The 24,273-nt window shown below is 42.2% G+C and carries 12 protein-coding genes; 8 read left to right on the top strand and 4 right to left on the bottom strand.

Going from position 1 to position 24,273, the window contains the following annotated elements:
* Positions 1-389 precede the first annotated feature (389 nt).
* Both B3C94_RS09290 and B3C94_RS09295 read right to left on the bottom strand, forming a co-directional pair.
* A complete protein-coding gene (locus B3C94_RS09290) occupies positions 390-917 on the bottom strand; it encodes a sulfatase-like hydrolase/transferase (RefSeq protein WP_293902456.1) in 528 nt (175 codons plus the stop codon).
* Positions 918-950: 33 nt separating this feature from the next.
* Positions 951-2,780 (bottom strand): alpha-1,3-galactosidase-related protein, encoded by a 1,830-nt coding sequence (locus tag B3C94_RS09295; protein WP_293902459.1) that lies wholly within the window; start codon positions 2,778-2,780, stop codon positions 951-953.
* Between the two features lie 263 nt (positions 2,781-3,043).
* On the opposite strand from B3C94_RS09295, the gene B3C94_RS09300 reads away from it, so the two are divergent.
* The 6 genes from B3C94_RS09300 (at position 3,044) to B3C94_RS09325 (ending at position 15,241) form a co-directional block, all read left to right on the top strand.
* On the top strand, positions 3,044-5,647 hold the full coding sequence (locus B3C94_RS09300; RefSeq protein ID WP_293902462.1) for a galactose oxidase: 2,604 nt from the start codon (positions 3,044-3,046) through the stop codon (positions 5,645-5,647).
* 259 nt (positions 5,648-5,906) lie between these two features.
* Positions 5,907-9,104: a SusC/RagA family TonB-linked outer membrane protein gene (locus B3C94_RS09305; RefSeq protein ID WP_293902465.1), complete on the top strand. Its 3,198-nt coding sequence runs from the start codon at positions 5,907-5,909 to the stop codon at positions 9,102-9,104.
* A gap of 18 nt (positions 9,105-9,122) precedes the next feature.
* Positions 9,123-11,096 (top strand): RagB/SusD family nutrient uptake outer membrane protein, encoded by a 1,974-nt coding sequence (locus tag B3C94_RS09310; protein ID WP_293902468.1) that lies wholly within the window; start codon positions 9,123-9,125, stop codon positions 11,094-11,096.
* 10 nt (positions 11,097-11,106) lie between these two features.
* Positions 11,107-11,838: a DUF3823 domain-containing protein gene (locus B3C94_RS09315; RefSeq protein ID WP_293902471.1), complete on the top strand. Its 732-nt coding sequence runs from the start codon at positions 11,107-11,109 to the stop codon at positions 11,836-11,838.
* 69 nt (positions 11,839-11,907) lie between these two features.
* The gene (locus B3C94_RS09320; protein WP_293902473.1) at positions 11,908-12,888 is read left to right on the top strand and encodes a family 43 glycosylhydrolase; all 981 of its coding nucleotides are present in this window, start codon (positions 11,908-11,910) and stop codon (positions 12,886-12,888) included.
* Positions 12,889-12,985: 97 nt separating this feature from the next.
* A complete protein-coding gene (locus B3C94_RS09325; RefSeq protein WP_293902476.1) occupies positions 12,986-15,241 on the top strand; it encodes a GH92 family glycosyl hydrolase in 2,256 nt (751 codons plus the stop codon).
* 185 nt (positions 15,242-15,426) lie between these two features.
* Here the strand turns inward: B3C94_RS09325 and B3C94_RS09330 are convergent, their stop codons facing one another.
* Positions 15,427-17,913 (bottom strand): glycoside hydrolase family 95 protein, encoded by a 2,487-nt coding sequence (locus B3C94_RS09330; RefSeq protein ID WP_293902478.1) that lies wholly within the window; start codon positions 17,911-17,913, stop codon positions 15,427-15,429.
* A 3-nt stretch (positions 17,914-17,916) separates the two neighbouring features.
* Positions 17,917-19,161 (bottom strand): glycoside hydrolase family 71/99-like protein, encoded by a 1,245-nt coding sequence (locus B3C94_RS09335; RefSeq protein ID WP_293902481.1) that lies wholly within the window; start codon positions 19,159-19,161, stop codon positions 17,917-17,919.
* 324 nt (positions 19,162-19,485) lie between these two features.
* Here B3C94_RS09335 and B3C94_RS09340 point away from each other — a divergent pair, with 324 nt between their 5' ends.
* Positions 19,486-22,599, top strand: coding sequence for a SusC/RagA family TonB-linked outer membrane protein (locus tag B3C94_RS09340; protein ID WP_293902484.1), 3,114 nt, complete (start codon positions 19,486-19,488; stop codon positions 22,597-22,599).
* Positions 22,600-22,608: 9 nt separating this feature from the next.
* Positions 22,609-24,225, top strand: coding sequence for a RagB/SusD family nutrient uptake outer membrane protein (locus B3C94_RS09345; RefSeq protein ID WP_293902487.1), 1,617 nt, complete (start codon positions 22,609-22,611; stop codon positions 24,223-24,225).
* Positions 24,226-24,273 lie beyond the last annotated feature (48 nt).

Here is a 24,273-nt window from a genome sequence, read left to right on the forward strand (position 1 = left end):
TAAGGGCAATATTCGTGAGTATTTTTTATATTTTGTATTTAATTTTTTGAAATTCATTAAAAATTTGACCTATTTATAAAGGTTATGTCAAGGAAAAATTGGTCTTATAGTTTATAATAGGTTCAAAATTAGGTTGAATAAAATTAAAATAGAATTGACTTTCAATTTTTCGAATAAATCGTTAAAAGTAAATTTATTTTGTGGCTGCTGCTGAAATTTATCCTGTTTTATAGATGATCTCCAATAAAAAATTCGGTTTTATTGTGCATGATAAACAGTACATTCAATTAACCGATCTGTTGAGAGTTTTTAGTTAACAATTGCTGATTGAGTTAATTCCATAAAGGATAGCTGCCAAAGTTAAAGTAGAGGTACGGACGTTTATTACGTTAAGTTTGTGCTTTGCCGACATGAATGGTATAATAACCATTAGACTTTAGGATGCTTGGGAAAGGGGTAGCATATATGGTATGGGGGACATGAGGTACTGGACTCAGCCCATTGATATTCCAATCTGGTGGATTGAGCAACTCATTTTTACTGTCGGTTGGTGTGTCGGCTTTGGGATGAGTCCAATTGGTGACACGATGATGCGCAGCATTCAGACCTGTTAGAAAACTCACACGGGAAGGGGTACATACCGGTGTCGCATACGCATTGGTAAACTTGATCGCATCTTTGGCCAATGTTTCCAGATAAGGGGTATGGAATTTCTCATTAATCGGAGTTTTGACCTTGAAAAATGGCTCCGACATGTCCTGCCAGCCGAGATCGTCTACAAAGAATACAACGATATTGGGTCGATCAGAATGCTGAGTAACATGCTTTTGGGCAGCAGATTGGGGATAGCTGTCCAAGTTTAGCCCGCTAAGTAGAGCAGACAACAGCAATGCTTTATTACTTTTGAGAATGATCATAACGACAATTTAATGAGTTTGAATATCAGGTTATTATTGATCTAATGTCTGCAAGTCACTTTTCTTTCCATTGACTGTATTGTTTGAGATGCTACTGTGTGTGACACGTTCAAAAAATAGGGGCTTTTTGTTCCAATGAAAAGACGGATATTCCTGGTTGGTTTTGATCCTATTGTTGCGAAACACCAATCCATCCACAGACTTCGCATAGAGAATGGGCTTGTCGAAAGTTTCGAAGAGATTGTCTTCAATAATGATATGGCTATGGAAGTATTTTTGCTGGTTTTTTAAATCCGGAATTTCAGGATAGATTGATATAATCGCATTGGTAAATTGGAACATATTGGTCAAGGCATTGATAAACGTATTGTTACGGATGCGAATATCGTGACAGCTGCCAGTTTCATACCAGCCGTTGGCATCACCGCAAAGGAGAATGGCGGTACCCGAAGTATGATCAAAAAGATTGTTTTCTACGAGGGTCTTTTTGGGCGTGCTGAATAAAGCACCACGTGCCCTGTTATGACGTATGGTATTGCCGCTGAATACAACGCTTGGTGTCCAGGTAAGATTTTCGATGCCAATATCCATTTTTGCCGGATCAATAGCAGGGTCCAGCGGTTTGCTTAACGTAATCTTGAATTCGCGGGTAGGGTCTGTGGCCTTATCGCGTAGGACGGTGATGGATTGGATCTTATTTTTCTGGTCCCAGAGTTCCATCGTCTTTGATTGGATAAACTGGACGGTATCACCGCTATAACCCCAGTCAAAACCATACGATTGATCGTGCATATAACGACCGATCAAGGTTTTGTCGTCCAGTCGTTTGGTAATTTTGAGGTAAGTACCGTGTATATTGATGGCATCATCCATCATATTTTCGTAGAGTCCGTTTTTCGAAACAACAAGGCCCTTGCATCCCGAAAAATGCGTTGCATCTGCCTGAGCTGTAAAATAGCGCGGATCCTGATCGTTGCGAAGTGCAATTCGGAAACCTTCTAAGGTGATGTTGTCCGTTAATTGAGCTAACAAGCCCATGCCTTCAGCGTAATGGACGGAGATATTTTCAAGTCGTATATTTTTTCCCTTATGGACAAATAAGCCAGGGTTGGGACGAAATCCAGCGCGCATGGCAACGACGGTACCCGGTATAAGCTTGCTGTTCTTCCATTGCTGCGCTTGAATAATACCCGGAGAGAGCTCTTTCACTTTGGTCGTGCCCACGCGAATATCACTTGTATTATAGACAATGCGTTTGGTTTTTTCTTCGAAGGCAATGCCAGATGTTGGCTTAAGTTCCCAACCTTCGCCGGTATTGTAAAAGGTGCTGTCTTTAATTTTATAGGTTACCCAAGGAGCGGTTTGGTAGGTGATTGTACCGTTGATGGTATCGTTTTGTAGGATCTTAACCTGACAGATCTGAGGGCGCTCAAAATCAATATGGATATTTTTCAGGGTTAAATTCTTATTCTCTATCAATGCAATCGGCAGCATCCTGCCGTGATAAATAAAATCGGAGCCTTGTCCGTCGATCGTTATATTGTCACATTGCTCGAATGCCATACCTACAGTCTTGGGATTGTCCTGATCGTGATTGGAGATATAATACGTCCTGGTCAATGCACCTTCAGGGTGGAAGTCATAACGTCCCTTTTTGAATTTTAAGACAATAAACTGTTTTTTATTGGTTTTGCCGAGAATGGATTGAATGGCCTTATTGACTGATGGAGTACTATTGGTGCCTGTATTTGGAAGCACACCATAGTTTGACAGATCAATGATCTTTGGAGTAAGCTGTGCCTGGCTGTGTATATGAAAAAAAATAGAGATAATGATAAGGAGGCAGGATTTTAAGAGATTCATGATGATCACATTAGAATGAATTGGTTTATGCTTGCTTTTTCCTTGTCGGATTAGGCTTGTCGAAGATAGGTAATATCCCTTAATATCCCAATGATTGTGCTAAGCGTAGCGATATTTTTACGCGCCTGAAACTGGGAACCAGTGGATTTTGGATGGTAAGCTCCACACCGTAAAGTGTCACGGAAATTGGCAGGCAATAGTGATAGAAATTTTAGATTTCTATCTAAAATTTTATATTTTTGAAATCAGGCTTAATCTAAATTGTGAAGAAAAAATCAAGACATCTTTTTCTGTTTTTGTTGTTTATACTAATCTATCAGATTGGATCAGCACAATATGGATTGGAGTTTGCCAGCCATAATATGGAGGCAGACAAGCGGACGAGCCTGCAGATAGGGGCTAAGGAATCCATTTCATTCCAGCACAAACTATCCATTTCCTTTGATCTTTCTTTTTTGCCGTTCCAGCAGGACTATTTCGGCTATATTTTTCGCCTGATTACTGACGATGGAGTCAATATTGATCTGATATATGACCGGCGACTAGATCAGGACAAGCATTTTAAATTGGTGGTGGGGGAGGATTTTACACCTGTCTCCTTCAATATTACACCTTTGCAACTGTATTATAACTGGACTCCTATGCGGCTGGAATTGGATGCTGATAGACAGCAGGTCTCGTTTTTCTGTCGTGGAAAGCACTATACTTATCCGTTGAAAAGGCGCTTTGCATCTCAGTTTAAACTGGTATTTGGGGCAACCACAATCAAAAACTTCCAGGCTATGGATGTGCCGCCGATGCGTTTAAAGGATATTCGAATAGGAGAAAACGATAAACCTAAATTCTATTGGCCCTTGGATGAATCCATAGGAACAAAGAGTTTGGATGCGCAGCGAAAAAACATAGCTGAAATTAATAATCCCATTTGGATTAAACGGCGACGCAGCGAATGGAAAATGCAATCTTCTTTTTCCTTGGAAGGGCAGGCAAGCGTGGCTTTCGACAAGAATGATGAGACCGTGTTTTTTGTCGGGACAAAGCGTCTTATGATTGGAAAGGTCGGCGGCAACGAAGTAAGATCCCAAGAATATGCGGATGGGAAGCTCCTACTCGTCAATGGCAGCCAATCGCTTTTTGATCCGATCAAAAAGAGCGTCTTGAATATCTCCATCGACCAAAAAATTGTCACAGCTTATGATTCCACCAGTCGAACATGGAATAAACAATTTGATTTTCCCGCAGTAGGCACAAACTATTGGCTGTTCAATAAATATTTTAGTTCGTCCGACACGAGTATCTATATGATCGGAGGCTATGGACATTTTAAATACAAAGCGGGCATATTGCGTTATCATCTGCCTACACAATCTTGGGATAGCATTCCGTTTGCAGGTGATGAGATATTTCCGCATTATCTTGCGGGAATGGGGCAGGGAAAAGATGGGGTATACCTGGCCGGTGGTTATGGCAGTTCCACAGGAGATCAAATGTTGAATCCCCGCATTTCAAATGATTTTCTTAAACTTGATTTTAAAAATCGCAAGTCTCTAAAAGTTTACGAATTTTCATCTGCATTCGCCGATATGGTATGGGCCAATAGTTTGGTCGTTGAAGATAGTAGTGGACTGTTTTATGGATTGATTTTCCCGAACAATAAATTCAAAACACATTTACAACTGGTGGCAGGCAGCCTCAAAGGGACACAATACCAGTTTCTGGGGAGCAGCATACCCTTCGATTTTCATGACATCCGTTCTTTTGCCGATCTCTATTATGCACCGAAATCTAGGTCTTTCGTTGCAGTCACCTTGTTTTATGATGACAAGACCGATTTGACGAAGGCAACGATTTATACTTTGCTGGCCCCCCCTTTACCGTCTGAACAGGGTATAATGCCTTTGGCTAAGCCTACGCTGCTTAAATACAGCCTTTATGCCCTCGCTATAATGGGATTATCGTTCTTGATCTGGTGGTATCGAAAAAGAAGCAAGCAAAAAAAACAAATTATTTCCGTCATGGAAACCGATAAAATAGGAGAGCCGCACCTACAAGCAGCTCCCTTGATGGAGACTGAACAAGATAAGAGCGGGCAATTGGTACATCTTCCGCAACCCAAGAAAGTGGCCAAGGGATTTGAAACCCGACATGGCGCCGGAATCTACCTTTTCGGCGGCGACTTACAGATTGTGGATCTTGGTGGAAAAGAAATCACAAAGAAGTTTTCGCCATTGCTTAAAGAAATGCTGCTGATTTTTATTCTTTATACCGTACGATGGGAGCGGGGAATTAGCTCAGAGAAGTTGACTGAGCTATTTTGGTCCGATAAGAGCCAGTCCAGTGCGCGTAATAATCGATCAGTGAACATCGCCAAGCTCAATAGCTTACTCGAGCAATTGGGTGATTTTAGGGTTACCAAAAAAAGTGGTTACTGGTGCATAGAGCCAATGGATACATTGTATATCGATTACCTCCGCTTCAGCAGGATGGTATCCAATAAAAAATATTTTACAGAAACTGAAATTAGAGAATTACTCGATATAATTGACAAAGGAGGCTTCCTTTTCGAAGTGGACTATGAGTGGCTCGATAATTTTAAAAGCGAAATGTCTATTCTGGTGCTCACAACGTTGGGCAATTTTATTGAAAATCTGAATGTGCAGGATAATGCTGAACTGATTATTGAGATCTGCAATAAGATATTCTATTTTGATGAAATCAATGAGGAGGCGATGGTTCATAAATGTCGTTCCTTGTTACAGCTTGGCTATCACAGCCTGGCCTTACAGTGCTATGATAATTTCTGTCAGATCTACGCTCGTTTATATGGTGAAGCTTACCCCAAAAGTTTTAAAGACTGTATAGATTAAGAAAAAATATTTAAAATTTTAATGTGTTGATATACAGTTGTTAATAGTGTTTTTGGATACCTGTTAATCTTCTGTTAATCTTCTATTATACCCCTCGCCAATATATTCGTTTTCATACTTAATAACCAATCAAATGAAAGCGAAAAATTATCTTCAACTCTTCCCTAGGGAATAGCGGTAATGGACTGTTTGTAGCAAACAGGTCCTCCCTAAATACATAAACCTAATACATAATTCAATAACCAATTTAAAACAATACATGAAAACAAACTTCATTTTTAATGAAAGGCCACTGCCGTGGAACAAGCTCCGTCGTTACCCTTGGCAGTGGGCATTATCCTCTCTGCTGCTATTGTCTCCAATGGCAACCATCGCGCAGCAACAGCAGATCGAAGGTAAAGTGCAGACTTCAAATGATAAGCTGATCGCTGGGGCTTCCATTACAGACCTCCGTACTGGGCAGACAACATCGTCTGATGGTCAGGGGCGATTCAAGATTAACGCATCGCCGGGAGATAAACTCGTGATCACTTTTGTCGGTTACCGCAAGACTGAAATAATCGTTGGGCAACAACGCCTCATGGATGTGTTGCTCAACGAAGATAATACAAGTTTGGAAGAGGTCGTGGTTGTGGGGTATGGCACGCAGAAAAAGGCTTCGTTAACAGGGGCGATATCATCGGTGAACAATAAAGAAATCACGGTAACAAAAAATGAAAATGTAGTCAATATGTTAGCCGGTAAGATGCCCGGTGTCCGTATCAGCCAACAGTCGAGCCAACCGGGATCGTTTGAATCAAATATCGACATTCGTGGAATGGGTGAGCCCCTGATTGTGGTTGACGGAATCCCCCGTGATAAAGATTATCTGTCGCGCATGGATGCCAATGAAATCGAAAGTGTATCCGTATTAAAGGATGCTTCAGCAGCTGTTTACGGTGTGCGCTCGGCGAATGGTGTTCTTTTGGTAACCACACGCCGGGGAAGTAACGAAGATGGAAACTTTGAAATAAACTATTCCTATAATCGTGCCTGGCAAAAGTTTCTTTATGTTCCCAATACGGTGGATGCCCTAGCTTATATGCAGCTTAAAAATGAACAGATAGGTCGCGATTTTAATAGCAATTATCCGGCGAAGATGCCTCATATTTTTGGGCCAGCAGATTTTGAAGCGTATCAGAACGGCACAAAAAAGACATCCAATTATGTCGATGCGGCATTTGACAAAGTATCACCACAATACCAGCACAATCTTTCCATCAACGGTGGCGGCAAGAAAGTTAATTATTTCTTCAACCTGGGTCATATGGATCAGATGGGAGCCTACAAAAGCAAGAGCCTCAACTACAACCGCTGGAATTTCCGGTCCAACATCGATGCGCAGATCACAGATCGTCTGAAAGCATCCTTGGATCTGGGCGGTTATGCTGATGAGACCAACCAACCACGTACGGATATCTGGGCGGTCTACAAACAGGCCTGGAGACAAAGACCTATTGTGCCGATCTATGTTAATGACAATCCCCTTTATCCGAATTTTGAGATGATCGATAACGAAAATCCGGTCGTGGTAACGGACTCCAAACAGACTGGCTATCGTAAATTTTTACGTAAGCAATTCAACGGTATTATCGCTTTAGACTATAAAGTACCCTTTGTGGAAGGCTTAAATGCGAAGGCAACCTATAATTATGACTTCAAGTACAGTGACAACACGGATTTCAAAAAATCCTATTTTTTATATAGCTATACACCACCGGTGTATGATGGTAACGGCCAGATTATAACTCCGGAAAAGTATAATGCACACGAGAAAAATGCCCCTACGACCGTGAGACGGAGTTCTTATCCGGATACACATTCCCTGATGCAATTCTCGTTGAATTATAACCGTCGTTTTGCCGAAAAACATCAGGTCTCCGGTTTATTGCTTTTCGTCGAAGAATATAACAAATGGGATAGTTTCTATGCACAGCGGGAGATCATGGTCAATTCGGAATATCTATTTGCTGGTGAGGACAAGAACCAATTGGCAAATATGGAAGGTATTGGCGAACGTACAGCACGAGGTTTAGTCGGTAAGTTCAATTACGATTATTTGGGTAAATACATTGCCGAATTTAGTTTTCGTTATGATGGCTCATCTAAATTTCCAAAAGAATCGCGCTGGGGATTTTTCCCGGCAGCCTCGGTGGGCTGGCGTATCAGCGAAGAAGGTTTTATTAAAAACAACTACAATTTTATCAATAACTTAAAAATAAGGGCATCCTATGGTAAGCTGGGGGATGACCGTTCGGCAGGTAATTACCCTTCAACCATCGTTGGTTATGCACTGGAACCCAATGAGACGGGGTGGATCTTTGGTGGAAACCTCGTGAATGGGGCCCTGCCTACAGCAATTCCCAACCCTAATCTCACTTGGTATACTTCCAAAACTGCTGACGTGGGTTTAGATATGGATCTATGGAACGGCAAGCTGGGCTTGACTTTTGATTATTTTAACCGTAATCGCTCAGGCCTTCTAGCGACAAGCCTTGACTTGATCCCTGGTACTGTTGGTGCCAACCTACCGCAGGAAAATCTGGAAAGCGATCGCACGTTCGGCTATGAGCTCTCTTTGACCCATCGCAATAAGATCAATGATTTCAATTATTTTATCAATGCGCAGGTTTCTTCAACCAAGAGTCAATTTGTAAACCGCGTAGAATCAAAAGCAGGTAATTCGTACGACAACTGGCGTAACCGCTATTCTAATCGTAATAAAGATATCTGGTGGGGCAAGGAATATGCTGGACAGTTTGGATCTTATGAACAGATTTATAACCACCCAACATTGGTAAGCAGCGGTACATTGCCTGGTGATTATTACTATCAGGACTGGAACGGTGATGGGGTAATCAACGATGCCGACAATCATCCTATTGCAACATACAACATGCCTTTGATCAACTATGGTTTTACGGTAGGCGGATCGTGGCGAGGTCTGGATCTGACGATGAATTTTCAGGGGGCAGCAAAAGTATATGTACAGTATAGTGAGGTACTGGCAGGACCACTGCAGTTTGACGGCGGTGCTTTGACGCAGTTTTTGGATCGCTGGAGACCAGTTGATGCCGGTGCCGATCTATTTAACCCAAGCACACAATGGCTTGCTGGATATTATCCTTCTACTGGCTCAGCCATGGCCGAAGGAACCCGGGCAGTTCAAAATGCCTCCTATCTGCGCCTGAAAACCTTAGAACTGGGTTATTCTCTCCCGCAACAATGGTTGAAAACATTAAAAATAAAGAATCTAAGGATCTATGCGAGTGCTTATAACCTGTTGACATGGACAGGTCTCAAATATACCGATCCTGAGCACCCAGGATCTGCCGGAGGTTCTTCATCGGGTGATATTGATGTGTACAAATATCCCATCAATAAAACCTACAACATTGGAGCATCCATTAAATTTTAATCTCAAAACGAACAAAACATGAAAAAATCAATCGCTATAGCAATCATTGGCCTTTTTCTGTGCTCGGGCATACAATCCTGTAAAAAGATGGATTTGGATCCATTAGGAGTATTGGGTGAAGATGCACTTTTTGGAAATGAGGCTGGAGCACGTAAATATGTCGCCGGAATGTACAGCTATCTGCCCATAGAAGACTTTGTATATCATCCAGAAAGAGGATTTAGGTGGGACAATTATTGGCAAAATTCGGAAACGCTTGCGGCCATGAGTGGCGAGATGACCGGGCAATTTTGGGGGGTAGCAGGGGCACAGGGCTTTGGTTACTGGCCATATGATCGCATCCGGAATGTCAATACCCTGATTGCAGGACTGCCAAAATACAAAGCCAATTATACGGAACAGGGGTATAATCAGATCTTAGGGGAAGCTCATTTCCTACGTGCTTTCTATTATTTTGCTTTGGTTAAGCGTTACGGCGGGGTACCTATTATAAAAGACGTACAGGATCCAACAGCTGATAAAGAACAGCTCTTGGTTAGCAGAAATAAAGAATCTGAGGTTTATCATTTTATCAATGAAGACTTGCAGGTGGCAATTTCCATGATGTCTGGAAGCAGCGAGCGGGGCCGCGCCAATAAATATGTGGCCGCGGCATTACTTTCCCGCGCCATGTTGTATGCCGGTAGCATTGCTAAATATAGCTCGTATAGTAATCTGTCCGGCGACGCCACAGACAAGCAGTTGGTGGGTATCAAAAAGGAAGAAGCGGAATGGTTCTTCAAACAGGCTTATGATGCTGCAACAACAGTGTTGGCAGGGCCGTACAGTTTGTATAATAAGAATGCCCAGGATAAGGAACTTAACTATGTGAATTTGTTTTTGGACTTAGATAGCCCCGAGGATATTCTGATCAAGGAATATAGCCTCACTGCATCGCACAACAATCGTCTTAAACATAGCTATGACGCCACGCACCTACCCAATCCGACCTTTTCAAGTGACAATGAGTCTGCGGCATACCCCGTATTGAATGTCGTGGAGTTATTCGGTGAACTTCCAATCACGGATGCCGGTGGAAAACCAGTACGCTATACGGACCGTAAACAGCTGTATGCTGATTTGGAACCTCGTCAGCGGGCTACATTTTATTTCTCGGGAATGGAATTACGCGAAGGCGCCGAAAGACGGAGTTTTGATATTCAGCGTGGACTCTATAAAACCTTTCCCGGTAAGGCTGCTGATGCGCAGATGGGCGCGGGTACTGCGGCGATAAATAGCGAGTCAAATCGAATCTTGGCTGGCCCCAAAAATAGCCTGTTTGATTACAATGGTACGAAGATTAACATAACAGGCGAGCATGGCATGTGGAAAGATGGACATGCCAACAATACCCGAACTGGATTTTACATCCGTAAATACATTAATTATAAAATGTCTACCAAGGATGTGAAGTTATATAACAGTACACAACCCTGGAAGGTCTTTAGACTCGCAGAGATACTTTTAAATAAAGCAGAAGCTGCTTATGAACTTGGCCTGATCAAAAATGATGAAGCACTTAAACAGGAAGCATTTCAATACATCGCGCAGATCCGTAATCGTGCTGATGCCAAGCCTTATCTCTATACAGCTGCTTCGGCAAACCTCTCCGGTAAATATGGTTATCCCTTGGATGGAAATCTGCAATTTATACGCGAGGAGCGCGAACGTGAACTTTGCTTTGAAAATCACCATTGGTGGGATATGCGGAGATGGCGCATCGCAGATGTGGAGCTCAACAACTTTGTACCCAATTCACTGATGCCTTACCTTGTATTGGATGAACTGAAATATGCTCCAGGCGGCGAACGGATCAACTCCTTTATTTTTATTCGCGAAAAAGAACCTTGGAACAAGACGTTCAACTTTGAAAAGAAATGGTACTATGAACCTATTCCGGGTGGAGAACTGAACAAAAACCCTAATCTATATCCACAGAACCCTATTTACTAATTGAGCGGAAATGAGAACAATATATTTACTGACAGCATTGACAGGCCTGTTATTTTTAAATGCCTGTTCGAAAACAGACAATTACGATGGCCCGAATGCGAGTATGAAAGGGCAGGTTATTGACAAGGTAACGAATAAACCCTTCCTGACCGGCCAGGGCGAATTTAGCATCCGTTTGCTAGAAACCAGTTGGAGCGACAATCCCGCACCGCAGGATATTGCCGTCAAGCAGGACGGATCGTATAACCATACAAAACTCTTTCAGGCAACGTATACCCTCCAGCCCTATGGTGGTGCCTTTTGGCCAGCACAGAAGATCGAAAGTTACCAACTGGGTGCTAATGCAGAGCAAAACTTTGAGGTGACACCCTACCTACAGATCAAAAATGTGAAGTGGACCTTAAAAGCGGAAAATAAATTGGAAATCTCCTGTACGCTTGCTGCACCTATTACGGGTGGATTGCCGCAAGTGATTGAGGTTCGCCCATTCCTGAGTCTGACACCATACTGTGGGGCTGGAAACCGTATTGATGCATATTATAAGGATGAATATCGCGCATTGATCAATCAAAACTGGGAAAATATCGGCAATATGCAGACCGGAGAAGGGAAGGAAACTTACACAATCAAGGATATTCCATTGAAATCAGGGTATACCTATTATGTACGGATGGGTGCAAAAGTGCGAGACACCTACGAAAAATTCAATTATTCGGAAGTGGAAGTTATTAAAGTACCTTAAATAAAGAATCTAAACAATAAGCGGGACTTGGTGCCCGCTTCTACTACTCAATACTAAATAATTATTCGGATGAAACAATTTATTAAAGCAGGTTCCAGATGCCTATTGGGCATGACATTATTTTTTGCCACACACTTGCAGGCGCAAGATAATCCATTTATCAAACATATGTATACCGCAGACCCTTCGGCACGGGTATGGGCCGATGGTCGCCTGTATGTGTACGCCTCACATGATATTGCTCCGCCCCAAGGTTGCGATCTGATGGATCAGTACCATGTGTTTTCGACTGCGGATATGAAAACATGGACGGATCATGGCGAAATATTACGCGCCTCACAAGTACCATGGGGTAGAAAAGAAGGTGGATTTATGTGGGCTCCGGATTGTGTCTATAAAAATGGTACTTATTATTTTTATTTTCCACATCCAAGTGGTACGGAGTGGAATAAGACCTGGAAAATTGGTGTAGCTACAAGTAAATCACCAGCAAAGGATTTTGTGGTACAGGGCTATGTAAAAGGTGCCGAAGCACTTATTGATCCACATATCTTTATCGATGATAATGGGCAGGCCTATTTTTATCAGGGGGGCGGTGGTGTCTGTAAAGCAGGTAAGCTCAAAGACAATATGATGGAGATTGACGGTGAATTGCAAAAGATGGAAGGCTTAGAAGATTTTCACGAAGCTTCTTGGGTACACAAGTATAATGGAAAATATTATCTGTCCTATTCTGATAATCACGATGAAAACTGGAAAGATGGAGTAAAAGGGGATAACCGCATGTGCTATGCGGTAAGTGATAGCCCAATGGGACCATGGAAATCAATGGGCATCTATATGGATCCGACGAATAGCTATACAAACCATGGCTCCATTGTCAAGTTTAAAGGTAAATGGTACGCTTTTTACCATAACAGTGAATTGTCACAAAAAAATGGCGAATTCAACGATTGGCTTCGCTCTATTTGCGTAGACCGCTTAGAGTACAATAAGGACGGTAGTATCAAGAAGGTAAAGCAGACTGGCTTATTGACAGGTCCCAAATAATCGATGGGCACGAAGACGATATGTTGCCAAAAAAAATTAACTTTAAGGGCGGAACAACTGTTTCGCCCTTAAACCATCGAACACTTAATTGTTTAAAATGCTAACGAAGAATATCAAACGTAAAACCAATACATTGTTACGCACAATATGTTGCTGTTCTCTTCTTTCGGTCAGTATGCTAAAAGGTTTTTCCCAAGCTAAAACGACGAAAGATTATGTTGACTATGTCAATCCTTATATGGGAAATATCAGCCATTTATTGGTGCCAACCTACCCAACGGTTCACTTGCCAAACAGCCTTTTGCGCGTTTATCCTGAGCGGGGAGACTATACTTCCGACCGTCTGTTTGGTCTGCCGCTTATCGTTACCAGCCATCGTGGAAGATCGGCTTTCAACCTTAGCCCAATGGTAAAATTACCAAGCGGTTTGAAACCGGTACAATTGTATAGTTACGATCAGGAGGAAATTCATCCGTATGCGTATTCCGTGTTATTGGATCAAGAGAATATTCAGGTAGACTATGCGTTATCGCATCAGTCGGGCATGTATACCTTTACTTTTCCTGGAACTTCGACAAAATATCTTCAGTTCAACTCACAGGAGGGGAAACTTCAATGGGACGGACAGGGACTTTCGGGTATGCAGGATATTGGTAATGGCACGCATGTGTATATTTATGCCGTTCCCGAATCCAAACCTGTTGCTGTAAAGCGACTGCAAGGGCAACAACTGGAAAATGCCACGGACGCTGCTGGTAAGAATTCTTGTCTGGTACTGGAGTTTAATCAAGCAGGGGCTAGCTTACGTATGAAATATGGCGTTTCATTTATTGATGCGGCACAAGCAAAAGCCAATTTGAAGCGTGAAATCAGCGACTTTGACCAAAAGAAGCTCGCCGAAAAAGGACGTAAAATATGGAACGACGCTTTAGGTAAAATTGCTGTGGAAGGCGACAATGAGTCCAATAAACATGTGTTTTATACCTCCTTATATCGCACCTACGAACGTCCAGTCAATATTTCTGAGGATGGACGTTATTATAGTGCGTTCGACGGTAAGGTACATCAGGACGAGGGCAAACCTTTTTTTACCGATGACTGGATCTGGGACTCCTACCGTGCACATCATCCATTGCGGGTACTGTTAGAGCCTGGCACAGAATCCTTGATCCTCAATTCTTTTGTCCGGATGTCTGAACAAATGGAGCAGCCTTGGTTGCCTACTTTCCCTGAGATTACCGGTGATAGTAGACGGATGAATTCCAATCATGGTGTAGCAACTTTGTTGGATGCTTACCGCAAAGGAGTGCGTAATTTTGATATCAAGAAAGCCTATCTGGCAGCAAAAGGTGCGATTACAGAAAAGACATTAGCTCCTTGGTCGGGTAAAGCCGCGGGGAAATTAGACGAGTTTTTTAAGGAGAAAGGCTATATTCCAGCATTATATCCAGGTGAAAAAGAAACGATACCAGAGGTAAACGGTTTTGAACGGAGACAACCGGTCGCTGTAACCTTGGGTACCTCTTACGACTTATGGTGCTTGGCACAGCTTGCTCAAGAATTGGGTATTCAGTCTGATTATGATCTCTTTATGAAGCAATCTTTCAATTATCGAAATCTTTTCAACGAACAGACCAAATTTTTCCATCCTAAAGATGACAAGGGAAATTTCATTATGCCTTTTGATTATGTGTTTTCTGGCGGACAAGGAGCACGGGAATATTATGGTGAAAACAATGCCTGGATCTATCGCTGGGATGTACAACACAACATTCCGGATCTGATCAAATTGATGGGAGGAAATGAATTGTTTGTCAAGTACCTCGATGAGATGTTTCAGCAGCCTTTGGGGCGGTCGAAATTTGATTTTTATGCACAGCTTCCAGATCATACAGGTAATGTTGGACAATTTTCTATGGCGAACGAGCCGGCTTTGCATATTCCTTATCTCTACAATTACGCCGGACAACCTTGGATGACACAGAAACGGATACATAAACTGATCGGCGAGTGGTTTAGAAACGATCTAATGGGTGTACCGGGTGATGAAGATGGTGGGGGTATGTCTGCTTTTGTGGTATTTTCCCAAATGGGCTTCTATCCTGTAACTCCAGGTCTGACTTCCTACAGCATCGGATCTCCATTTTTTCAGAAAGTAAGCATACAGCTTCCGAATGGCAAGTCTTTTGTAATTATTGGCAAGAATGCATCTGCAAAAAACAAATACATTCAATCGGCGAAATTAAATGGGCAACCGCTGAACGTTCCACAGCTGACCCATGCCGATGTGCTGAAAGGTGGCACACTGGAATTTGTGATGGGGGATAGAGCAAATCGAAATTGGGGGAACTAACAAAGCTTGCTTACCAGCATGAGTATGCCAGAAAGTAAAAAAGTAAAAAGCGCTGTTGATCATCGATCTACAGCGCTTTTGTTTATGGATAGCTTTGTCCTATTGTCTATACGCGGTAGGATATTCGCCTTGTTTTAAATCGAATAACCAAAACTTTGATAAGCAGCTCAAATATGGATGCTCCCTTATTGAAACATATCGGGGGTAATCAAGACTGCTGTACCTTTTGTTCCATTCCGTTCGATCTGTTTACCTGCATAGCTGATACAGACTGGACCATTACTGCTAGGTAGGATTTCGGCTTCCTTAAGCTTACCGTTTTCCCACTGTATATTCACCGTACGATTTCCTCTTGCTTTAAGTCCGGTTATGCTTCCCTGGTCCATCTTGTGGCTTAAAGCGGGTAGCAGTTCGATGAGGTAATTGTTGTTTTTGTCCCTGACCTGGCTTTGCAGCAGCATTTCTGCAATTGCAGCGGTCGCGCCAAAGTTCCCGTCAATTTGGAAAGGTGGGTGATTATCGAACAGATTGGGCAGTGTCTTATCACTGATCAGGTTATACAATAAGCGGTAGGCATGTTCTCCGTCATGCAATCTATTCCACATATTGATTTTCCAGGCCAGGCTCCAACCAGTACCATGATCGCCCCGACTTAATAGCGTCTTTTTTGCTGCTTCGGCTAGTTCGGGCGTATTAACGATTGAAATTTGGTTGCTTGGGTGTAGCCCAAATAAATGTGACGTATGCCTATGATTTACCTCAGTCTCTTTGTAATCTTCGATCCATTCCATAATGCGGCCTGTTTCTTTGCTGACCTGTGTTGGGATCAGTTTTGTCAAGGCAGCTTGGCAGCGTTGCCTGAATTCAGGATCGCAATCTAAGAGCTTTGTGGCTTCAACACAGTTTTGGAGGAGGTCGCGGATAATCTGTGTATCCATGGTGGCACCGTAGGTAAAACTGGAAACTTCACCTGATGGTAGGATAAAACTGTTCTCAGGGGAATGTGAGGGGTTGGTCGTCCAATAACCGGCGAATGAATTACCTTGGGGGATTTTGACCATAAAATCCAAAATAAATTCAGCCGCTCCTTTCATAATAGGGTAAGCCTGGACTTTTAAAAATTGTCTGTCGCCTGTATAGCTATAATGTTCCCAGGGATGCTGCGCCATCCAGGCCGATCCCATGGGCCATATTCCCTGGACACCATCGGCTGGAGCTGTGTAACCCCAGGCATCGGTGAGATGATGTACCACCCAGCCTTTGGCTCCATAGAGCTTGCTTGCGGTACGCTCACCAAAAGGGATTAATGCCTTCGTTAGGTCAAATAGGGGTTTATGCAATTCAGAAAGATTGGTTACCTCGGCAGGCCAATAGTTCATTTGCAAATTAATATTGGTATGAAAATCCGCATTCCAAGGTGGATCCATCTGCCAAGCCCATAAGCCCTGCAAATTTGCCGGCATATGTCCTGGACGTGAACTGCTGATTAAAAGGTAACGACCAAACTGAAAGAATTTGTTGACCAACGTATTAGGGATCTTTTGTAATTCTTTTGTTAACCGAATGAGCGAATCAGTTGGTAGTTTTGCGAGTTTATCTTGTTCGGGATCTGGAAGATTCAACTTGACCCGATTAAAATACTGTTGGTAATCTTCTATATGAGCCTGTTTTAACTGTTGATAATGCCGTTTGTTCAGGCTACTGATTACCTTGCGGCAGCTTGCAAGCGGATCAATATCCACCGGGGTTTGTGGATAGGCGATATGCTTTAATCCGGGATAATCCGTAGCAGCGGTGATGATGATGGTGATCTCATCTGCTCCGGTAATCGCTATGCGGCCGTCGGCATTGATAAGCTTGCCGCCTTTAAGGATTACTTTTGCAATTGCGGCAAACTTTGTTCCGCGCTCAAGGGCAGGAGCAGATTGGCCAATCTGACCCTGAAGTAGCAATTGTGTGGGATCTGTCGGATCAGCGGTGCAACTGAAATCTTGGGCTCTTTTCCAGGTGAAGTTTAAATCGAGTGCCTGTTTCTTGTTTGCTGTATAATGCATGACCATTGCGTTGGCAGGTGCTGAAATGAATGACTCGCGGAAGAACTTAACACCATTATACACGTAGCTTGTTTGTTGCAATGCACGCTCAAGATCAAGCGAGCGCGTATACTGTTCAGCTTTAAGATGGGGCATATCAAACCATAGTTCGCCAAGCGACTGATAGGGTTTGATGTTTTTGGGTAAGCCCATCAAAGTTGTGTCTGCAAGGTCGATTGCTTCTTTATTTTTACCTTCAAAAAGAAGTTGTTGTATGCGGGGCAGATACATTTTTCCCTTGGGATTATTGGGATCCTGCGGATGACCGGCCCAAAGCGTATTTTCGTTCAGTTGGACGCGTTCATCGGCGACACCACCAAAAACCATAGCACCGAGCTGACCGTTACCGAGCGGTAGAGCTTCCTCCCAAACCCCTGCAGGGTGTGTGTAGTATAAAGTTAAAGGGCCTGCGGAAAGACTTGCAGCCGATTGAATCTGTGTGCGGTCTGTCCAGAATTGCGTGATCTTATGTTGCCGCTGACTAGCTGGGACATCTATCATTTTAGTGGACGGCTGTGCCTTAATTGTTTTGTTGCCCATCAGTAGCAGTGCGCAGTATAGGAACGTTTTTATTTTCATCTTTTAGTTTCTTTTTGGTTGTTTGACAGGGGCTGAGGTTTTGGTTTTTAGGTATTTGCTTGCCTGTCCGGTTAACCAAAGATAATGATCATTTGGAAGATTATCTTCAATACCGACAAATGAGCCCGTTCCATTAAGTGGGACATCTTTTTGATGCAGTGTCTTGAATATGGCGGTACCTTCATCGACTTCATCAAACATGGCGATGTAGAGCATTTGGGCACCTATTGAAAGGTTATACTGTAATTGCTTCCAGAGGAAATTTCCGGAATCACGTGCGACAAAAGCACGGGAGCTACCCGTCATGTTAGTCCAGGAGAATCCAGGAAAGCAAAGTGGGGCATAATCGATTTGATGTTGTTTGCACCAGTCCATATCATCTTTGATTAAGGATTTGAATTGATCGAATCCGGCCTGATTATATCGACCAACAAACCAAGGCATAATGATATCTGATTTTTTGATGAGTTCATGCAAAAATGGATCGGATTCAGTATCCTGGCGTAATTCACGCCAATAAGTCGGTACGCCAAGAAGCACGCTATAGCCGTTTTGTTTGAGGTAATTGACAATACGTTCGGCTGTTTTGAGATTATATTTGCGACCGTCGTTAAATCCGATACCCCAAACGGCAATCAGTGGTTTGCCATGATGAAAAAGATAGGTTTTGGCGCGATCACGCTTTTTGAGGTTCCATTCTTTTTCAAGGGCGGCTACATCGTCCATTAAGATTTTGTCGTCGCCATCTTTTATACCACTAAGGTCGTACATGACGCAGATTGCGCGGTCAAATTCATTGGCTGAACGAATAGCCGAAGTCAACACTGTATTGAAGTGGTTGCGACCACTGGGGTTGGCAATCTCACCTACGAATCGTTGCATAAATACGCCATCGATTCCATATTGTTGCATCCATTTGAAATGGAGGTTGACGGAAGAATAATCATGGGCGCTATAAAGCTTAGCGGGCTTGCCTTCTTTTGTCATAAAAGGACTATCATAGGTCTTTTGATAGGCGCTGACGTCGGGCCAAAAATCGATATTTGTAGAACCGGGTTGGAATCCGTTTTTTCCACGATAATGGTACCATCCGCGGTCTGCACCATCAGTAGGACTATTGAACCAACCTTGGTAGCCGGCCATAACAAGGCCGCTATAGGAGTCGTATTGTTTTTGTGCGAATAGTAAGCCTACCGAAAAAAGTAGACAGATGCCAAGAAGATGGAATTTGAGCGTTTTAGCTATCATATCTATTTATAATTAAGTTATCCCGCTAAATATCGATTAACCCAATTAATAGTCCATTAATAAAGTATTAATGGAACATATAAGTATTTGTTTTTAATATAGCAACAATCTCGTAGGTTGGATGCAGCCGGTTGCATTGTTTTTTTATACTAAAAAAGTGACAAAGTGAATTTCAAGAAATAAAAGTCAATCGATTGCGTTATTTGCGCAATCGATTTCGTGACATCATTGTTTTGTTCCCATAAATTATCCCTCTAATTTAATGGGCTGAACCAGTCAATCTAATACTAAACTGACAGACTCAATTTTACTAACTATTTAATTATGATTTCAAAATTTACAAGTAACCAAAAGGTAAGCCTGCTTGCTATTGCTCTTGTTATCACATCTTCGCAAAATCTGCATGCAACGGATATGCCTGTTGTATTTAAGCATACAGCAGATTTGGTTGATCAAAACCAAGTTACGGGAAAAGTAACAGCTGAAGATGGTCCGGTATCGGCTGCAACAGTTTCGGTAAAGGGTACATCAGTCTCGACCTCTACAGATGCAAAGGGAACATTTACAATTCGAGCGAAAGCCGGTGATATTTTGCTTGTTAGTAGCGTTGGCTTTAAAACTAAAGAAGTAACTGTTACAGGGACGACCCTGTCAATTCAGCTCGAAAGTAACAATGAGGCTTTGGAAGAAGTTGTTGTTGTGGGATTTGCCAAACAAAAGAAAGTAAATCTAACTGGTGCTGTACAGGCGATCACGTCAAAGGATCTACAGGACCGTCCCGTCACAAATGTATCTTCAGCGATCCAGGGTAAATTTTCGGGTGTAACAATTACTCAAAATTCAGGACAGCCCGGTAAAGACAACGGTACAATCCGAATCCGTGGTTTGGGTACGATCAACAATGCGAATCCGTTGGTTATTGTAGATGGAATAGAAAGCTCAATGAATAACATCAATCCAAATGATATTGAAAGTGTTTCCGTATTGAAAGATGGACCTAGTGCAGCGATCTATGGATCGAAAGCTGCTAATGGTGTTATTTTGATTACAACGAAAAAGGGCGGTAGCGGCAAACCACAATTGAATTATACGGGATATGCGGGTATTCAGGATCCAACACGTTTGCCGGAATACATGAATTCCTATGATCATGCCGTGATCTTAAATGAAGCTCTTAAAAATGAGGGGAAGACACAACGTTTCTCCCAGCAGGATCTGGAACTTTTCAAAAATGGATCTGATCCGGATGGGCATCCCAATACGGATTGGTTAGGACTGTTATATAAAGGAACAGGTTTCCAGCAATCACATAATTTGCAGGTTACAGGTGGAACAGAAGATGTACAGTATATGGCGTCCGGAGGCTATTTAGGGCAAAAAGGGGTTATTAAAGTAGCTAGCTCAGACCGCTATAATTTACGGACAAATATTGGTGCAAAAGTGTCCTCTAGACTCCGTTTTGATTTGGGCTTGGCTTATAATTATCAACGTATTACAGAACCGGTAAACCCTTATACTGGTGATATGGCGCAGATCTTTAGACAGGTAAACCGTATTCCTAGTTTCATTCCATACAAATACAGCAATGGTGTATATGGTCGCGGTAGCGATGGTAACCCAATAGCTTGGATGGATCAGGAGGCAAAGGATAATATGGTCTATAAACATACACAGGTCAATTTCTCCGGCGAATTTAAGATCATAGATGGATTGAAAATCAAACAGGTCATTGGATTTCAACCGATCGACAATATGTCTTCCAAATTTGTCAAAGACATCCAATACTACGCGCCAAATGGTGATTTGGGGCCTAAGCAAGGGGTGAATAATTTGACTGTTTATAACTTCCAATCCGAACGATTGACTTTTCAAACCTTATTGACCTACGATAAAAAAATTGGTAACCATCAGATCAATGTTTTAGGCGGTTTTATGGACGAAACATTCCGTGCAGATTACTCCAGTGCTTACGCACAAGGGTTCTTGAATAATGATTTTTCAGAATTGAATTTGGGCAGCAAGGATGGAATGAAAGTTGATGGCGGTGCCAAAAAATTAATTTTAAGATCGTTTTTTGGACGTATCAATTATGCCTTTGCAGATAAATATTTATTGGAAGCAAATGTAAGACGTGATGGAACATCCCGATTCTTAGGCGCAAACCGTTGGAGTACGTTCCCTTCGTTCTCAGCAGGATGGCGTATTTCTCAGGAAGATTTCTTTAAAGAATCTTCTTTGTCCGATGCAATCTCAGAATTGAAATTAAGAGGTGGTTGGGGTAAACTCGGAAATCAACAATTAGCGGCAACATCAGACAATTCATATCCTTCTTCCGATGCTTATTATCCAGGTTTATTTACCATTTCTCCTGGCTATAATTACTCCTTTGGTGGTGAGATAAGTTCCGGCGGAGCCATTGTTGAATCCGCAAACCCAATTTTGAAATGGGAGTCAACGACAAGTACCAATATTGGTTTGGACCTGAATTTCAAAAATAATTTGGGATTTGTATTTGAATACTTTGACCGTAAAACTGACGGAGTGTTGTTAAAACTGCCCGTATCGAATTTATATGGCCTTCCAGCGCCTTACCAAAATGCAGGGAAAGTGCAAAATAATGGGGTAGAGCTACAAGTAAACTATCAAAATAGTATCGGAGATTTCAAATATAGTATTGCCGCAAATGGTTCTTATATCAACAACCAAATTAAAAAATGGGCTAGTGACGAACCGCAGGTCAATGGAACTTTCTATATCTATGAGCAGGGACGACCAATCCGTTCGTTTTATGGCTACGAAACAGCCGGAATCTATCGTTCGGACGAAGAATATAAAAACAGTGGCATTCAAGGCGTGAACGGAACTGTAGGTGCTGGTGATATTATCTATAAAGATCAGAATGGCGATAAAAAAATCGATGGAAATGACCGTGTATATCTAGGATCGCCAGATCCAAAATTTATCTTTGGTCTGACCTCTAATATGAGTTATAAAAACTTTGATCTGAGCTTATTCTTCCAAGGTGCGGCTAAAGTACAAGGTTATCTTTGGGGTGAAGCCATTGGCGGGATCTCGGGATCTGATAAACCGACAACTATTTTTGCAGATCGTTTCAATGCAGAGACCAATCCAAATGGCTCTATGCCGAGGGCATTGACCAGTTGGTCACAAAATAGTCCTTCAGGCACTCCTTCCGATTTCTGGATCCAGAATGCAAGTTATGTCCGCTTGAAGAATATCACCTTTGGTTATACCTTACCAAAAACGTTTACGGATAGAATCGGTATTAAGGGGGCCAAGCTATATTATAGCGGGCAAAACCTCTTGACCTTTACTGGATTTGCTAAAGGATTTGATCCAGAGGCACCAGCGGATTCTAGAGGTAATTACTACCCACAGGTGAAAACAAATGTGTTTGGTCTTAACGTAAACTTTTAATTGAAAATCATGAAACTTAGAAATATAACGATCGCATTGAGCGTAGCCACCTTATTGTTCTCCTGTCAAAAACTCGATCAGGAGCCGTTGGATGCATATAATGCCGATAATTTTTGGAAAACGGAAGCGGAAACCGACTTTGCTGTAACAGGATTGTATAGTGGTACAAGGGGAAGTGATGGCAAGCTTACCGAAGGATCTGCTTGGGAAGACGGTACCCAGATCTTTTACATGGACTGTACTTCGGATAACTCCAATAGTGATTTTCCTTGGGAAGGTTTTCAGGCTTTAGGTAATGGCACGGCAACACCGACAAACTCTGGAAACGCGGAGGCACGCTATACATTCGAGCATATCCGTCGTGCCAATTATATTTTGGAAAATATAGAAAAATCACCTGTTAATGCCGACAAGAAAAAACGATTGATCGCTGAGGTACGCGTGATACGGGCTTACAAGTATTTCGATATGGCAACCCTATTTGGTGGTGTACCAATCGTTACCAAAACTTTGACGACAGAGAATTCATTTGCGCCCGCAAATACGCAAAAAGAAGTATTGGAATTTGTTGAAAAAGAATTGAAAGAAGCAGCTGCTGATCTGTCTTATGCCAAAGGAGGGGGACGCATGTCCAAAGGTGCAGCGCTGGGTTTATTGGCGCGTTGTTATGCTTTTGAAAAGAAATATCAGGATGTCATCAATACGACACAGGAGATAATTTCCTCGGCTAATTATAAATTATTCGATGATTATGCGACCTTATTTGAAGAAGCAAACGAAAATAATAGTGAAGTCATGATGAATATTGAATATTTGGTAAATATTCAAGGATATACATCACTTGGTATTATGTTACCCAATTCAATGGGCGGATGGGGATCTATTGTACCAACACAAAGTTTGGTGGATGCTTACGAAACTGCCGATGGACAGACTATTGGCGAGTCGAAATCATACGATCCAGCAAATCCGTATGAAAAAAGAGATCCCCGCTTAGGTGCAACTATTGTTTATCCGGGAGCGCTTTATAACGGTAAATATTTTGATCCATTAAATCCAAAATCGGAAGACTATCCTTCTGGTCCGGATAATGCATCTAGTACCGCATACAACTATAAAAAATATATCCAAAACCCAAGCAGTTATGCGAACATTTGGAACGTCGGTACCAACATTATTGTGATGCGTTATGCTGAAATGCTTTTGTTAAATGCGGAAGCAAAGATTGAATTGGGTATTATCGACAATACAGTGTATGATAATATCGATTTGGTTCGCGTACGTGCGAAAATGCCAAAAGTAGATAAAGCAGTTTATAGCGGTCAGAGCAAATTGCGTGAATTGGTACGTCGTGAGCTGCGGGTCGAACTGGCTGGAGAGGGACGCCGTCGCTTTGATATTATTCGTTGGGGAATAGCCAAAGATGTGATGAATGGTCCGGTAAACGGTGCACTGTCAAAAGGTACAGTTGATCCTAAAACGGGTAAGGTTACCTATACTTCCTTGACAGATCGTTTTTTCTCAGAAAATAGAACATTTAAAGCTGGAAAAAATGAATTGTGGCCAATTCCACAAGCTGTAATTGATAATAGTAAAGGGACGTTGAAACAAAATACTGGGTACTAAGCTCCCTTACATTCAATATTTTTTACTAAGCAAGCAAGCAAGCAAGCA

The organism is Sphingobacterium sp. UBA5670 (assembly GCF_002420705.1).
Lineage (GTDB): Bacteria > Bacteroidota > Bacteroidia > Sphingobacteriales > Sphingobacteriaceae > Sphingobacterium.

Coding starts and splice junctions, on each gene's coding strand:
- B3C94_RS09330 (WP_293902478.1), bottom strand. CDS start 17,913: ATGAAAATAAAAACGTTCCTATACTGCGCACTGCTACTGATGGGCAAC.
- B3C94_RS09315 (WP_293902471.1), top strand. CDS start 11,107: ATGAGAACAATATATTTACTGACAGCATTGACAGGCCTGTTATTTTTA.
- B3C94_RS09335 (WP_293902481.1), bottom strand. CDS start 19,161: ATGATAGCTAAAACGCTCAAATTCCATCTTCTTGGCATCTGTCTACTT.
- B3C94_RS09340 (WP_293902484.1), top strand. CDS start 19,486: ATGATTTCAAAATTTACAAGTAACCAAAAGGTAAGCCTGCTTGCTATT.
- B3C94_RS09295 (WP_293902459.1), bottom strand. CDS start 2,780: ATGAATCTCTTAAAATCCTGCCTCCTTATCATTATCTCTATTTTTTTT.
- B3C94_RS09305 (WP_293902465.1), top strand. CDS start 5,907: ATGAAAACAAACTTCATTTTTAATGAAAGGCCACTGCCGTGGAACAAG.
- B3C94_RS09320 (WP_293902473.1), top strand. CDS start 11,908: ATGAAACAATTTATTAAAGCAGGTTCCAGATGCCTATTGGGCATGACA.
- B3C94_RS09290 (WP_293902456.1), bottom strand. CDS start 917: ATGATCATTCTCAAAAGTAATAAAGCATTGCTGTTGTCTGCTCTACTT.
- B3C94_RS09345 (WP_293902487.1), top strand. CDS start 22,609: ATGAAACTTAGAAATATAACGATCGCATTGAGCGTAGCCACCTTATTG.
- B3C94_RS09310 (WP_293902468.1), top strand. CDS start 9,123: ATGAAAAAATCAATCGCTATAGCAATCATTGGCCTTTTTCTGTGCTCG.
- B3C94_RS09325 (WP_293902476.1), top strand. CDS start 12,986: ATGCTAACGAAGAATATCAAACGTAAAACCAATACATTGTTACGCACA.